The organism is Desmospora activa DSM 45169 (assembly GCF_003046315.1).
Lineage (GTDB): Bacteria > Bacillota > Bacilli > Thermoactinomycetales > DSM-45169 > Desmospora > Desmospora activa.
The window spans coordinates 2,554,582-2,569,266 of record NZ_PZZP01000001.1; the positions used below are offsets into that span (position 1 = coordinate 2,554,582).

At 50.1% G+C, this 14,685-nt stretch carries 14 protein-coding genes; 6 read left to right on the top strand and 8 right to left on the bottom strand.

The window, feature by feature from the left end:
* Window positions 1-2 precede the first annotated feature (2 nt).
* The 6 genes from C8J48_RS12260 to C8J48_RS12285 form a co-directional block, all read right to left on the bottom strand.
* Window positions 3-353: a hypothetical protein gene (locus tag C8J48_RS12260; protein WP_107727214.1), complete on the bottom strand. Its 351-nt coding sequence runs from the start codon at window positions 351-353 to the stop codon at window positions 3-5.
* A 12-nt stretch (window positions 354-365) separates the two neighbouring features.
* A complete protein-coding gene (locus tag C8J48_RS12265; RefSeq protein ID WP_107727216.1) occupies window positions 366-1,592 on the bottom strand; it encodes an MFS transporter in 1,227 nt (408 codons plus the stop codon).
* The gene (locus C8J48_RS12270; RefSeq protein ID WP_170105445.1) at window positions 1,579-1,878 is read right to left on the bottom strand and encodes a helix-turn-helix domain-containing protein; all 300 of its coding nucleotides are present in this window, start codon (window positions 1,876-1,878) and stop codon (window positions 1,579-1,581) included. Before C8J48_RS12270 ends, C8J48_RS12265 begins: the two co-directional genes overlap by 14 nt.
* Window positions 1,879-2,073: 195 nt before the next feature.
* Window positions 2,074-3,168, bottom strand: a complete 1,095-nt coding sequence (locus C8J48_RS12275) for a hypothetical protein (protein WP_107727220.1) — start codon at window positions 3,166-3,168, stop codon at window positions 2,074-2,076.
* Between the two features lie 181 nt (window positions 3,169-3,349).
* Entirely contained in the window at window positions 3,350-3,766 is a 417-nt protein-coding gene (locus C8J48_RS12280; protein WP_107727222.1) for a disulfide oxidoreductase, read from the bottom strand.
* A 13-nt stretch (window positions 3,767-3,779) separates the two neighbouring features.
* Entirely contained in the window at window positions 3,780-4,502 is a 723-nt protein-coding gene (locus tag C8J48_RS12285; RefSeq protein ID WP_170105447.1) for a DsbA family protein, read from the bottom strand.
* 637 nt (window positions 4,503-5,139) lie between these two features.
* On the opposite strand from C8J48_RS12285, the gene C8J48_RS12295 reads away from it, so the two are divergent.
* Window positions 5,140-6,069, top strand: coding sequence for an RluA family pseudouridine synthase (locus tag C8J48_RS12295; RefSeq protein ID WP_107727229.1), 930 nt, complete (start codon window positions 5,140-5,142; stop codon window positions 6,067-6,069).
* A gap of 77 nt (window positions 6,070-6,146) precedes the next feature.
* Here C8J48_RS12295 and C8J48_RS12300 read toward each other — a convergent pair whose 3' ends face one another.
* Entirely contained in the window at window positions 6,147-7,220 is a 1,074-nt protein-coding gene (locus C8J48_RS12300) for a S8 family peptidase (RefSeq protein ID WP_170105449.1), read from the bottom strand.
* Between the two features lie 178 nt (window positions 7,221-7,398).
* On the opposite strand from C8J48_RS12300, the gene C8J48_RS12305 reads away from it, so the two are divergent.
* The 5 genes from C8J48_RS12305 (at window position 7,399) to C8J48_RS12325 (ending at window position 14,091) form a co-directional block, all read left to right on the top strand.
* A complete protein-coding gene (locus C8J48_RS12305; RefSeq protein ID WP_170105451.1) occupies window positions 7,399-8,754 on the top strand; it encodes a purple acid phosphatase family protein in 1,356 nt (451 codons plus the stop codon).
* A gap of 113 nt (window positions 8,755-8,867) precedes the next feature.
* Entirely contained in the window at window positions 8,868-9,962 is a 1,095-nt protein-coding gene (locus C8J48_RS12310; RefSeq protein ID WP_107727235.1) for a HupE/UreJ family protein, read from the top strand.
* A 175-nt stretch (window positions 9,963-10,137) separates the two neighbouring features.
* Window positions 10,138-11,181, top strand: coding sequence for an extracellular solute-binding protein (locus C8J48_RS12315; RefSeq protein ID WP_245891143.1), 1,044 nt, complete (start codon window positions 10,138-10,140; stop codon window positions 11,179-11,181).
* A 156-nt stretch (window positions 11,182-11,337) separates the two neighbouring features.
* Window positions 11,338-12,993 carry an ABC transporter permease gene (locus C8J48_RS12320; protein WP_107727237.1) on the top strand — a complete coding sequence of 552 codons (1,656 nt, stop codon included), beginning with the start codon at window positions 11,338-11,340 and terminating at the stop codon, window positions 12,991-12,993.
* Window positions 12,994-13,005: 12 nt separating this feature from the next.
* Window positions 13,006-14,091 (top strand): ABC transporter ATP-binding protein, encoded by a 1,086-nt coding sequence (locus C8J48_RS12325; protein ID WP_107727239.1) that lies wholly within the window; start codon window positions 13,006-13,008, stop codon window positions 14,089-14,091.
* Window positions 14,092-14,197: 106 nt separating this feature from the next.
* On the opposite strand, the gene C8J48_RS12330 is transcribed toward C8J48_RS12325, so the two are convergent.
* Window positions 14,198-14,650, bottom strand: a complete 453-nt coding sequence (locus tag C8J48_RS12330; protein WP_107727241.1) for a DUF2642 domain-containing protein — start codon at window positions 14,648-14,650, stop codon at window positions 14,198-14,200.
* Window positions 14,651-14,685 lie beyond the last annotated feature (35 nt).

Below are 14,685 nucleotides of genomic sequence, written 5' to 3' on the forward strand. Positions count from 1 at the left end.
TCTCACTCTTCCTCTTGAATTAAAACCACTTTGGCACTGACGCGAGGGGGATCGGATTCACGTACCCTACCGTCCACCCACAGGGAAACCTGTTGATCTTGTTGAATATCTTCTATTTTCGCCGCAGTCGCTTTTCCCGCTTTTTGCAGGTAGACAGAAGTGCGGTCGGTGATCGCCACTGCGTAAACATCCCCTGACCGAATCACATCTTCCTTCGCCCGCAGTAAAAATCTTTGCTCCTGGACTTCAGTAACAGTTCCGATCACGTCAGCCTTTTCCGCCGGCACTCCTTGATCAATGCAACCGGTCAACAGCAACAAACTCATACACAATACAATCCACTGTCTGCCCATAAGCACCCCCCTTTACGATGAATCGGATGATTTCCGCAACCATTGGGCGGCTAACCAGCCCCCTCCCACCAGCGTTATCATAATCACCACTCCTCCCGTCAACGCCAAGGCGGGACGAATCCCCCATGCACTTCCCATCCAACCCGCCGCAACTGTTCCCACAGGCATCACCACCCGCATCACCAGCACCCGCAGTGAAAAAACTTGCGCCATCAGCGGCGATGGCACCCGCTCCTGGAACAGGCGCAGGCTAAGAACGTGAAAGAACGGTGCACACACCCCCGCCATTACCTCCATCACCAAGGCCCAACCCAGATGAGGAGACAGCGCCAAGCCAATAAAGGAAAGCCCTCCGATCACATTGGCTCCAATCATAACTGCCGGCAACGGTTGCCCTCTCATCCAGCGTGATACTCCCAGCGAACCCAGTAGATAACCGCTGGAGTAACCCGCCAAAAACCAGCCATATGCCAAGGTATTATGCCCTAATTCCATCGTTACATAGGGCAAGCCCAGCACCAGCAACACCGCCACCGCCCACTGGATTACCGCCATTAAAACCGTCAGGCAGATCAAGAGGGAGTCGCGGCTAAAAAAGTGAATCCCCTCCCGGATCGCTTCCTTCCAAGACAATTGCTCTTCCTTTTTCCTACCGCGGATCGACGGCAAGCCCGATGCCAGCCACCCTCCAAAAGCGTAAAACATGACCACTCCAGCCACATTTAGCTCTGCACCGGCGACAGCCACCGCCCATCCGCCTAAAACCGGCCCTGCCATGTTCATCACGCGGAAAGTCGCATCGATACGCGCATTGGCACGAGTCAGCATCTCCTTCGATACCAAAGCGGGCAATAGCGCTTGCGTCGTTGGGGTGTAGAGAGCCTGAATCGTCCCCGTCCAGGCGGCCACGAGATACAATAGCCCTGCTGCTTCCCATTGGAAAAACAGACATCCCAAAATGATGAGGAAAGCGGCACTGCGGCTCCACTGGCACCAAGTGAGAATCCGCGCGCGATCCCATCGGTCGAGAAAAGGCCCCAACCCCCATTGAATACACAAAGACGGGATAAAATAGAACAGCCACATTGTACCGATGGCGGTAGTTGATCCTGTCCAGTGGAACACGAGCCAGGCGTTGGCCATCGTCCCCCAGGAACCCGCCAATGCCGATATCCCTTCTCCCACCCATAAACGATAAAACGATAACGGCATTACTCTCTCTTTATTATGAAACATCATCGCTCTCGATTCCAAGGTATTGTTCCAATTCTTCACGGCAGACCGACCATGTATATTGATCAAACCGATATCGACTTCCCTCCATCGTTACCAACCGCGCCGACCGCAACAGGGTGAGATGGTGGTGTAGCGTTGTTTTCGGCATCCCGATATCCGCCGAGAGGGCCGGAAGCGTGTCCACACCTTGCTGAATTGCGCGCAGAATGCGGAGTCTTTTTTCATCCGCCAGCGCTTTATAGATCTGCGTCCAACGGGAGTGAGGTTGGTTTGGATCACGATCCTCCACCAAACTGGCATCATCCACCGGATAATAAACAATACGGGCTATATTTATCGAATAAGTCGTTCAATAAATTTCGTACAATCCCGTTTCAATCTCGGCAACGAAAAAACCCCCGCAATCGTTACGGGGGTGTAATCGGAGATATTTTAACTTAGAAATACGGATTGATAATTTCAATCAATGCTTCCACTTTGCAGATCATTTGCCGTGTTGATGGCGGGTTTCCAAAATCGATTGGATTTGCTCCCGGCTTGCCTCCGCCACCACCTGCATCATCGTCCGCACTTCCACGGTCCCTTGTTCAGAGACGAGATGGCGTTCAAGGGCATTTTCTACTCGCTCACACAAGGTTAAGACGTGATCCCGGATCAAACGGTGCATCGATAGCTCCACATGGACTGGGCGATGCTGGTAAGCCAACGTTTCCACCCACTCATCGGCGTCATACAGGGGAATCGGATAGGAGCGGCCTGATTCAGCCAAAGCCCATTTAATCCGTTGCATCATTTCCATATCAAAATCGATGATCTGCAATACCACTTGCCGAATCGTCATCTCTTCATCTACTGGAAGGTCGAGATCTTCTTCAGTCAATCCCAACATCGCTCCCTCGAGGAGGTCAGGACCTTTGCGGTACAGATCGATCAATTCGCTCTCACTCATGCGCAGATCTTCATAAAATGCCACACGGTACCCGTCGGGATCACTCAGCGTAAGCACCTGATCCACCCCAGGACTTTCCTCCAAGAGCAGATCGGGAACCGCCAACACGGACAAATGTTCCTGGAACATCAACAGATTTTCCCCTTGGAAAGAAAGCGTACCTCCCGATTCCACCTCACGAAACTGCCAGCGAGCTTCCGCTTCTACTTTCTTCTCTTTTTCCCTTTCTTCCTCCCCTTCTACCTCTTCTACCAGCGGTTTGCCCGTCCATCCTTCCTCGTTTTCCTCCAACTCTTCTTTCGGCCATTCTGCCGGCGGTTGCATCGTCCCTTCTCCATCCCCTGAGATCGCCTGGACATCCGCTACCTGTTCCGGTGGGACCGATGTTACCATCGCGATCGCCGGATCTTCAACCGCTGCAGCCACCTGTTCAGCAGGATATAGATCCAACACATTTAGCTCCGGATCATCCGTCAAAACCAACAGTTCTTCTTTCGGCCCCACCAATTGTGCAGTCCGGATTTCAACATCGATCCAGTCGACGCGAAAGCCCAACTTGTCCCTGTAAAAGATCAGTGATGTGTCAAAGTCCGCAACACGAATCACGGATATTAAAAGCTGATCGCTCACTTTTCAACCTCTCCTTTTAATTGAGTTTAATCAATTCTATAAACCGGACATTGAATCCGCTTTTCACGCTCCCGAGGATGGTAAATCAACTGTACCAAAGAGAAATCGTGTCATCAACAAATATGAAAAAAATTACAAAAAGATCCAAAGGAAAAGGTGCCTGGACATCAGGCACCCGAAGTTAATCCGCTTGATTTCTCCCTAGCCACAATAAGAGCGAAATCAAGGAAAAAGCGATTAAAGCGAGAAAAGGGATGGTGATGAAGCCCAACCAGTTGATATATTCTCCGCTACAGGGAACTCCTTGGGTACAGGGAGCCAATTCATCAAAACCTGGTACTTTCTGTTTTGCATAGTGGTAAATGGAGACACATCCCCCGGTTATACTGAGAGGCAAGGTATAGCGAATAATTTTATCATCGTCAAAATAGGTCGCAATTCCCAGTATAATCGCCAAGGGGTACATAAAAATGCGCTGTACCCAACACAATTCACAGGGGATAAACTCCATCACTTCGCTGAAGTAAAGACTGCCACCCACAGCCATCAATGATACCAGCCACGCCAGATATCGGTGGTATCTCCGCACCCAGATCACGGCACTCTCTCCCTTATTTCGCTTCTGCCATCTCTTCCTCGATGATTTCTTTTAAGCCATCGTACTGGAAGGCTTCCGCTGCATCCACCTTACGTCCGTTGACAAACAGGGTCGGAGTGGATTTCACTTTTGCCTTCCTCACAATTTCCCGATCTTTTTCCAACTGCTCCCTGTGCGCTTCTTGCTCAATATCTTCCTTTAGTTGATCCGGATCCACTTTTGGCGCATTTTCTTCCGCCAGTTTCGTCAGTAGCTCCGGTGTAGCCCATTCTATCTTTTCGTTCCTTTGATTGTCGTAAATCGCTTCAAAGTAGGGCCAGAAGCTGTCCGGATCCTGATCAAATACCGCTTCTGCAGCCATAGCCGCCGTTATGGAGTCTTCACCGATAAAGGCATGGTTGATAAAGTAAAACGCCACTTTGCCTTGATCGATATAATCCTTTTTCAACTGCGGATAAATCTGATCCTTAAATCCTTTACAGGCAGGACATTTATAGTCACCAAACTCCACAATTTTTACCGGTGCATCGGGATCACCCAAAACCGGTTGATTTTCATATTCAAAAATATCCTCTGATACGCGAACCACTTCCGCCCCTCCGACAAAGGTGCGCACCACTGCAAATATACCCAGACCCAGGAAGAGCACAATCACTGTGATCATTGTCAGATTCTTCATCCGTTCAGCCCGGGCTTGTGCTTGTTGTTTTTTGGAGCTCCTATTCTTTTTTGCCATGAATAAACCCCCTGGTCCCATTCTGAAAAACTACCACTCCCATCATACCCTTGTTTCCCATCTTTTTTCAACGAATACGGATCGGGGGAAGTGAAATAATTATAAATTTTTGGTTTAACAACAAAAAACCGCCCTCTTCTATAAGAAGGGCGGCGCATTACGATTGATTTTTTTATTTTAGCAGCCCGCACGGAAACCGGAATATACGGATGATTTTACGTCGCGGAATCCGAATGATGACAAACCGACCATGAATGAATACACGCAAAAAAATGAACTTAGGAGTAACCGCAACCAAACATCCGGTCAGTGATCGGGACACGGTTTTGACAGCGACGATCGTACCGATCAATGATCGTATCCAAGCAGGAGATACTTTTTTTTCCGTTACCACTTGCATCCCTCCAATAACAATCTTTTATAATGTATGAATCCGGCACTGATTTGGAACGGGCCATTGTCACATCCTACATCAATGGTTTCAGCCCTGATTATCGCTGTTGATCAGACTTACCCTATTTCCCTAGAGGGTAGGTGCGCCAAAGTAGGACAAAGCCAACTGAAATATGGCCATTTCTTCCGTTTTCCTCTACAATAGGCTTTTAGGCTTTGAATTTAATCGATCAGGTGATCTCACATGAAATACAATAAATGGATGACGTATATCGTTCCTTCCGAATGGAACCAGCGAACGGTTACTGAAGTGTTAAAAGGACCCCTCCTTCTCTCCAATCGAATGATCAACCGGTTAACCCGATCCCGTGGCATCCGCCTCAACGGTAGTATGCCGTGGCTCAATCGCGTATTAAAAACGGGAGATCGGCTGCAAGTAGCTGTGCGCCCGCGCGAGCGATCCGACCAAGAGCCAGAACCGATCCCGGTTGATGTCATCTACGAGGATGAGGATTGGATGGTGGTAAACAAATCCGCAGGAATAAAAGTGCACCCCACCCAACCGGCTGAAGGTGGAACACTGACCAATGGTATCTTGTACCATTGGAAAGAAACTCACGGAATGGAAGGCATCGTACGACCCGTGCACCGATTGGACCGACATACATCCGGATTGTTGCTGGTGGCAAAATATGCTTATGCCCACCAGTTGATGGACCGAGAACTGAGGGAGAAGCGAATTCGCCGTATTTATTGGGCTGTCGCCTGTGGCCGAATGGGTGAAGTGGGAACCACAGGCACCATTGACGCGCCCATCGCTAAGGAGCCCAATCATCCGTTGCGACGGCGGGTGGATCGCGGTGGCGATCATGCCGTCACCCACTACCGGGTGCTGGATCGATCAAAGAAAGCAACGTTGCTCCAATTGGAACTGGATACCGGACGTACCCATCAGATTCGCGTTCATTTGGCACATCTGGGCCACCCGCTGGCAGGGGATAAACTGTACGGAGGATCCACCGCTTACATCCGGCGCCAAGCCCTGCATGCCCAACAACTTCACTTTACCCACCCATTAAAAGGAGAGAAGATGATTTTTACATCTCCTCTCCCACAAGATTTAACCGATTTGCTGGAAAAGCTAGGATTGTACACAGCCGGCGATGGTAAATAAAAAAAGAAACGCCTTATCTCTTTTCTAAGGCGTTACCGTTATCTCACCATATCGAAAAAATTTGGTCCCATCCGACATCAAACCTGTACTAGTCCCGCGCCGTACAGGCGACGGGAACCCAAGGTTAGCGCCCGTTTACTTAAAGTCCGTTTAATGGCGGCTGAAGACATTCCCTGTTGTCGTAAAATCGCCGCCACCCCACTCACATGAGGAGCTGCCTGGGACGTTCCGCTTAAAGCCGCATAACGATTGCCGGTGTATGTGCTTAAAATGCTAACCCCAGGTGCGGCGATATCGAGGGTGGGACCGGTAGCGGAAAATGGGGCTCGCTTGTTTCCGCGGGTCAGAGCAGCCACTGCTACCACAGTAGGCAGGCTGGCGGGCACCTCTACCGTATCACCGCTTCCATCTGCATTGGCACTGTTTCCGGCCGCCGCAATCACCAGTACACCACGGCTGTTGGCTACTCTAATGGCACGAGCGAGAGCAGCGGGAATATTTTTGCCACCACCTAAGCTCAAATTGAGAATATGCATCCCATTGTCGATGCCCCAGTCAATTCCGCGTACCAAGGTGGAAATACTCCCTACTCCCCGATCGCTTAAAACCTTGATCGCATACAGACTGGCCGCAGGCGCCACCCCGGTTACACCAATGGAATTGCTGCGGGCGGCAATAATTCCCGCTACATGGGTGCCGTGCCCGTTTCCATCATGAGGGGGACGCTTCGGTTCCACAATATTGATTCCCCCTTTGATGTTTTTGCGTAAATCGGGATGATTTAGGTTGATCCCGGTATCCACCACTCCCACACGGACACCTGCTCCTGCTCGTGGATCGGGGTTTCCTTTCCACACCTTTTTCACATTCCACGTTACCACTTGACTGGTGGGTTTTATTTTTTGAATCATCCTATTCCGGCTGATCACCCCGATCAACTTCGGCTTTGGGAGGAGCACCTGCTGATCCACTTCTGCCGTCAACAAAGCGGGGTCCTCTAAAATTCCTCTTATTTCCTCATTAGGAACATAAGCAGATACAATGCCACAGTGACGACTAATATACCGGATATTTCCTCCCGCTTTTTCAATCCGCTTCAACAACGACCAACGACGGAGCGAAAAAGTGTAACTACCATATGCTCCATTCATCATCTATCACCTCTTATTCTCAGAATATGAAGTGATAGATCGATTGGTTTGTGTCCTTACCCCCTTATTCTCTTCACTTATTCACAGCACCTTAAAATGAATGTAACAGTTAGACCAAACAACCGGATTACTATTTTGGTAGCATTAGATGCAAAAAATTGAAGAGAGGGAATGGACTGTGAACAAAAAATTGCTCAACAGCCGTTGGATCCGTATCTCGTTGTTTTTACTCGCTCTTTTTGTGGTCGTGCCCAGCATCAATATCGCCCTGGCTAATCAGACCGCCATCAAGTATCCCGATGCCGAAAAGTACAAGCCCACTCCGGTTCCGGATCGTATCGTCCTCACTTGGAAGGGTGAGCCCACTACCACTCAAGCTGTATCCTGGCGTACCGATACGAGTGTTCTCACTCCCCAGGCCCAGATTGCCGTAGCGGAAGACGGCCCTAACTTTAAACAGAACGCGACGACGGTTACCGCTGAGAGCAGCACCGATGTAAAAGGAAACCAAAATTACACCGCCAAATTTCATACCGTTCAGTTTAAAGACCTGACTCCCAACACCAAGTATCTCTATCGTGTCGGCGATGGCGTCAACTGGAGCGAGTGGTTTCAGTTCACGACCGCTTCCACCAAAAATGAACCCTTTGCCTTCCTGTATGTCGGCGATGCTCAGAACGATATCCTGGAACACTGGTCCCGTGTCATCCGTAAAGCTTATTCCGATCTGCCTGATGCCCGCTTTATCATTCATGCCGGTGATCTGATCAACCATGGTGACGCGGATGAACAGTGGGGAGAATGGTTTGAAGCCGGCGGCTGGTTAAATGGGATGGTCCCCAGCATTCCTACCCCCGGCAACCACGAATACGCCAAAATTGTGCCCAATACCCCCAGCAGTCTCTCCCCATACTGGCGTCCGCAGTTTGCCTTACCGGAAAATGGGCCGGCAGGCCATGAAGAAACGGTATACTATACGGACTACCAAGGCATGCGCATCATCTCCCTCGACACCAACAAAAAGGGAGCTGAGCTTGATAAACAGGCAGCCTGGCTGGAAGAGGCACTAAAAAACAATCCCAATAAATGGACCGTCATCACTTTCCACCATCCGATCTTCGCCAATTCGCCGGGACGTGACAATGTTGAAATCCGTGAAAAACTGCTCCCGATTGTACAGAAGTACAACGTAGATCTCGTACTGCAAGGCCATGACCATAGCTATGCCCGTGGCCATGTCAGCAACCTCCCCACTGGGGTAACGGCAAAAGACCCCAAGAGCAATACTGTTTTTGTCGTCTCTGTCTCCGGTCCCAAGATGTATGATCTTACCCATAAAAACTGGGAAGAAAACGGAGCAGAGGTTCGTAAATCCGTTAAAAACACCCAGTTGTACCAGCTCATCCGTGTAGACGGCAATGTAATACGCTATGAGGCACGGACCGCTACCGGCAGTTTGTTTGACGGATTTGAACTGAAAAAGTCTGCCAATGGTGAGAAAGAGATTAAAGATTTAAAGATGAAAGACAAATAAACAGCGCAATTAACCACTAATTTTCTTAAGCAATAGAGATGGAGCATCAAGCCTCCATCTCTATTGCTGTCAATCAAAATCGATCCATTTCTGTGTAAAAGAAGGAGAAAACCATGCAACGTTATGTATCGCTCCTCTTGATCAGCTTAACCGTTTTTACAATCGCCACCTCGTTCACGGTGCTGTTTGCATCTCCGACTTCTGCCCATAACAATAACCACGGTTATATGGATATTACGCTAAAGCCGGGGGAAGCTCATATCAACTTAATTCTCGATTTCGAAGAGTTGAGCCAATTAGTCGATATACCGATTGAGTGGCAAACCGCTTCTACTTCTGAACTGGAAAAGATCTTGGCCGATCGAAAAGATTCGTTGTATCAACCACTGGCTGCCGGGGTACGGGTATATCGGGATGAAGTTCCCTGTACACCTCAGATTGTCAACACCGTTGTCAGTACATTGGATGAACACCCCCTGGCTGAAATCGGCTTGTTATATCCCTGTGACGGCGACGCAACCCGGATCCGCTATGATCTATTTTTTGAGGACATCAACCGCTCACACCTCAATATCGCACAAATTAAAGGTGAGGGTGTCGATCAGGAGTTTCTTTTTACCATTGCCGATCGGGAATTGGAAGTGGGAGAACGGAACTGGTTGCGGCAAGGATGGCAATTTATCAGTCTAGGCGGCAAACATATTTTTACTGGATATGATCACATCCTATTTGTTCTATCCCTGCTGTTGATCGCCACCCGATTGCTACAGACCGTTGAGATCGCCACCGCATTTACACTCGGTCACAGTATTACACTCGGCCTGGCAACTTTGGGTGTAGTCACCTTCCCTGAACGGATTGTTGAGTCCATAATCGCTCTCAGCATTGTTTTTGTCGCCTCACAAATTCTGTTCAAGCGCCATTTACCACATCAATGGATTGTCGCTCTATTATTCGGCCTTGTACATGGATTTGGATTTGCAGGCATTTTGCAGGAAATGGAACTCTCCCATAGCAGTATTGCTTCTTCCCTTCTCTTTTTTAACGTTGGGGTGGAACTGGGCCAAATCGCCATCATCGCCGTCGCTTTTCCCCTACTGGCTTATATCCGGCGCTATCCAATCTATCCCCGCATCGCCGCTACGAGTTCCATCGCCATGATCGCCATTGGCCTGTACTGGTTTATTCAACGCTCCATCGTGTTTTAAAAACCGATCATCCATTAAAAAGCAGTCAGGTGAGCTAGTATATAGCCTGACTGCTTTTATACTTCCTGGGGAAAAAATCATGATCCGCAAAAGCGAAAAAGTTGAAAATGATTCTCATTCTATGTAAAATGAACTAGAAAAATCGACTGATCCCTACAGAGGAGGATGATGGCGCGTGGCGTCGAGGTTTAAGTATCTTACTTTATCCGTTATAATGTTTGCACTTGTCGTGACCGGTTGCTCCCCACAATCCGATGGAGCAAAAGGGGAGAGCGATGAGTTGGTCGTATACTCCGCCCGTAAAGAGCAGTTCGTGAAACCGTTGATCGATGCATTTGAAAAAGAAAGCGGCATGAAAGTGAAACTGATGGCCGCCGATGAGACCCTGGTCAATAAAATATTGGAAGAAAAAAAGAATCCACAGGCAGATATCTTTTTCTCCAATGATACCGGCGCACTGGAATACCTTCGCATCGAGAATGCGCTGGCTCCCAACGACTCCGACAAGATCCAGGTGATCGACGAGAAATACCGGGCTGATGACGGATCGTGGGTAGGCTTGTCCGCACGTAGCCGTATTTTTATGTATAATAAGGATTTGATCTCGGAGAAGGATGTACCCCAAACCATGTGGGACCTGACCGACCCCAAATATAAAGGAAAATTCGCCATCACCCGCGGCGGCAACGGCTCAATGGTGGCGCAAGTGGCAGCCCTGCGCGCCCAATGGGGCGATAAGAAAACCAAAGAGTGGCTGACAAAAGTAAAGGATAACGCCGCCATCATCACAGACGGCCACGGTGATATCCGACAGGCGGTAGGTGCCGGGGAAGTGGAATTCGGCTTGGTGAACAACTATTACTTCCATCAGCAATTAGATGAGCCCAAAGACAACCATGTGGATGCCGTCTATCCCGATCAAGGCAAAGATGGGATGGGTGTTTTCGTTAATGCCGCCGGGGTGGGGTTGATCAAAGGTGGGCCCAACCAAACCAACGCCAAGAAATTTATCGATTTTTTGACGGAGGAAGAACAGCAGAAGCTCTTCTCCTTTGAGAGCAAAGAGATTCCGTTGGTGGAAGGAATCGAAACACCGCCCGAAGCCAAACCGCTCAGCGAATACCAAGTGATGGAGTTGCCGTTGAAAGAGATCGGCCCGGTATGGGTGGATGCCAAGAAGTTGATCGAAGAAAGCGGATTAGACTTAGAAGTAAAGTGATAATCGAAGACCGATCAGTGGAGGGAAGCTCGCATCCCCCCACTGATTGCCGTTAAACCGACCGGGATATTCACGGACGGTAATCCGCCCTACGGCACTGAAAATAGGAATCATACTGCCTACCCATCTTGATCTTTAAACAGGGAGTAAAACCGCATGACCAAACCCCGCTTACATGCACAATCTATCAGTGATCACAACAAATCTACTCAGGATCAGTCCCGGAAACCGTATTTGTTTCAGGCTGTCCCTCGCTTTTGGCATTCGCTGTGGCTCGGTAAGCCACCCAATCCTCTCCTCCTGTTGCTATCGATGTTGACGGCATTGATCATGGTGATTCCCATCTTGTATGTGATTGTGCAGGGAGCGCAGGCAGAGGGTGAGCGTTGGGTTCAGCTATGGGATTCCCGCCTTCCCGCGCTATTGTGGAACACAATCTCTCTTACCACTGTCGTGACGACCGGAGCGATTTTAATCGGTGTCACCCTCGCCTTTTTAGTGGTGCGTACCGATCTTCCCGGGCGAAAATGGTGGCGCTTGATCACCGCCCTACCCTTGATGATCCCGCCTTATGTGGGAGCGATGGCCTACATTATGATCTTTGGTCCCACCGGCTGGATGCGCGACTGGTTCGGCTCATCCCCTCTCCCGATCTACAGTTTCTGGGGTGTCACCCTGGTGATGACCATGTTTACTTACCCCTATGTATACTTGATCGCTGCATCGTCATTGGGCCGATTAAACGCCAACCTCGAAGAAGCGGCGTTGTCCTGCGGCCAGCGCTACCGGCACGTATTTCTGAAAGTGGTGTTGCCGTTGTTGCGCCCGGCGATCGGTGCCGGCGCCATTCTCGTCTCTCTTTATGTCCTGTCGGATTTCGGGGCCATCTCCATGCTGCGCTACACTACTTTCACCGCTGCCATCTACTATCAAATGGGCAGCTTCGACCGCATGAGTGCAGCCATGTTAAGCGTCGTCCTCATCGCTATCACCCTGGTCTTTCTTTGGATGGAAGCGCGCACGCGCAAACATATTCGCTATTCGCAACAAAACGGTACCTATCGCCGCCCGTTGACCATCCCATTGGGTAGATGGAAACCGCTGGCCCTCGCATTTGTGATCTTCATCTCTGTCATCGGTGTATTTCTTCCCTTGGTCGTCCTGATCTATTGGTCACACCAGGGATGGCAAATGGGGGCATTAGATTCCTCATTCTGGGAATACGCGGTAAACAGCCTTGTCGTCTCCGGGATTTCCGCCCTTTTATCGATCCTATTCGCGATGCCCTTGGTCTATTTAAAAGCAAGAAGCCCCTCCTCCATTACCAGTCTATTGCACAAAATCGTTTACAGCGGCTATGCGTTGCCGGGGGTGATCGTCTCCCTGGGAATCGTATTCGTTTTTAATCAGTACCTACCATTTCTTTATGGAACCATCGCCTTGTTAATCACCGCCTATGTCATGCGGTTTCTGCCCCAGGCTACCCAAGCGGGGGAAGCGGCCATCAGCCTGGTGTCACCTCGCTTGGACGAAGCGGCACAAAGTTTAGGCCACTCACCTTGGCAATCCCTGTTGAAAGTTACCTTACCACTGATGATGCCGGGCGTTCTGGCGGGAGCCGCATTCGTTTTCGTCAGCTCCATGAAAGAACTTCCCGCCACTTTGCTGCTGCGCCCGGCAGGGTATGACACCTTGTCTGTCCGCGTCTGGATCCAAGCTAGCGAAGGGATGTATCACTTAGCTGCTCCGGCGGCCCTGTTGTTAATACTTGTCTCCATTCTGCCCATGCGCTGGATTCTCAATCGATACTAGGAGGTTGGGTCAATGTCTGTTATCTCTCTTGAAGCAATCACAAAAAACTACCCCAGACAAACGCAACCCGCAGTTCGGGATTTACACTTTACCGTAGAAAAAGGAGAGATCCTCACCCTCCTGGGTCCCAGTGGATGCGGCAAAACCAGCACTCTCCGCATGATCGCCGGGTTTGAAAAGCCGGATTTCGGTCGCATCCGGATCGGCGAAAAAACGGTCTTTGACCCAAATACCTGGATTCCACCGGAAGACCGAGGGGTCGGGATGGTATTTCAGGATTACGCTTTGTTTCCCCATTTGACTGTAGAAAAAAACGTTGCTTTCGGCTTGCAAAAATTAAAAAGGAGCGAGCGGAGTAAACGGGTGCAGGAGGTTCTGGCTTTAGTCGGGCTGGAAGGCTACCACAAACGGTATCCCCATCAACTGTCAGGGGGGCAGCAGCAACGGATCGCTCTTGCCCGGGCACTAGCGCCGCATCCCCATGTCATCTTGTTGGATGAACCCTTTAGCAACTTGGATGTCCATCTCAAATCACAAATGCGGCGGGAAATCCGGCAGATCATCCGGGAAACCGGGATCACCGCGATATTTGTCACTCACGATCAAAAAGACGCACTGGCGCTGTCCGATCAAGTGGCAGTCATGCAAGCGGGCCAACTGTTACAGCGGGATACGCCCCAACAGGTGTATCAGCATCCGGTCAACGCCTTTGTCGCCGAATTCCTGGGCAAAACCAATCTGCTGCGGGCGGAAGTGTCTAAAAACTGCCTCTGTACAGAAATCGGTGAGATGCCGTGCAAAATGAGGCAACCGGCGGACAATTACGAACAGGTATTATTGTCCGTCCGCCCCGAGATCTGCCGTCTCGACCAAAACGGTTGTTTCGTCGGGAAGGTGAAGGAAGTGGAATACAGTGGTGAATACCAGGAAGTGACCGTCTCGATCCGCAAAAACGAAGATGTGGGGGAAGCGACCGAGATGAAAATCTACATCGACCCCCATCAACCGATCGAGCCCGATCAACAAATCCGCTTTAACATTGTTCCTGATCGGGTTACAATCATCCCAACGGAAAAAGAGCTAGTGGGGCAACCTTAAGCCTATGTTTCGTCTCAATCGTCTCCTTTGAAATGGATACATCTAACAAAAAAAACTGCCGACTTTTACATCCGTCAGCAGTGTTGTCACCTGTAAGTATTCATTTTTATTCCGTCGGGCTAACATAGACAATGCCGTCCCAACGGACGTGATACTTTTTATCCTCTTGCTGCAGCAACATATGATCCGGATATACTCCGGCCACTTCTCCTCTCACTTCGCCCACATAGGTGGATACTTGGACCGACTGGCCCAAAGAATCCGCCATCTGCTGTGCCAGCAGCCCAGGACCACGGTTGCGGCGCCTCAACAGTCCCTGCAATCCTTGGAACGGGGAACGTCGTCCCCATCCCTGGGGTCGACGGGGAAACTGCGGTTGTTCCGGCAATTGCGGTTGTTCCGGGGATACGGGCGGATAGGGAGGTTGTGGTGGGTACTGCGGATACTGCTGCCCCATGTAGGGCGGACTTTCCAGAGGAAATTCCGGTGGAAACATCGGCGCTCCAAACTGTTGGTTATAAGGATTGGGTGGCATTGCCTGACCGTACCAAGGGTTCAACGGAGTCACCCCTTCATCTGATCTCTTGACAGCCT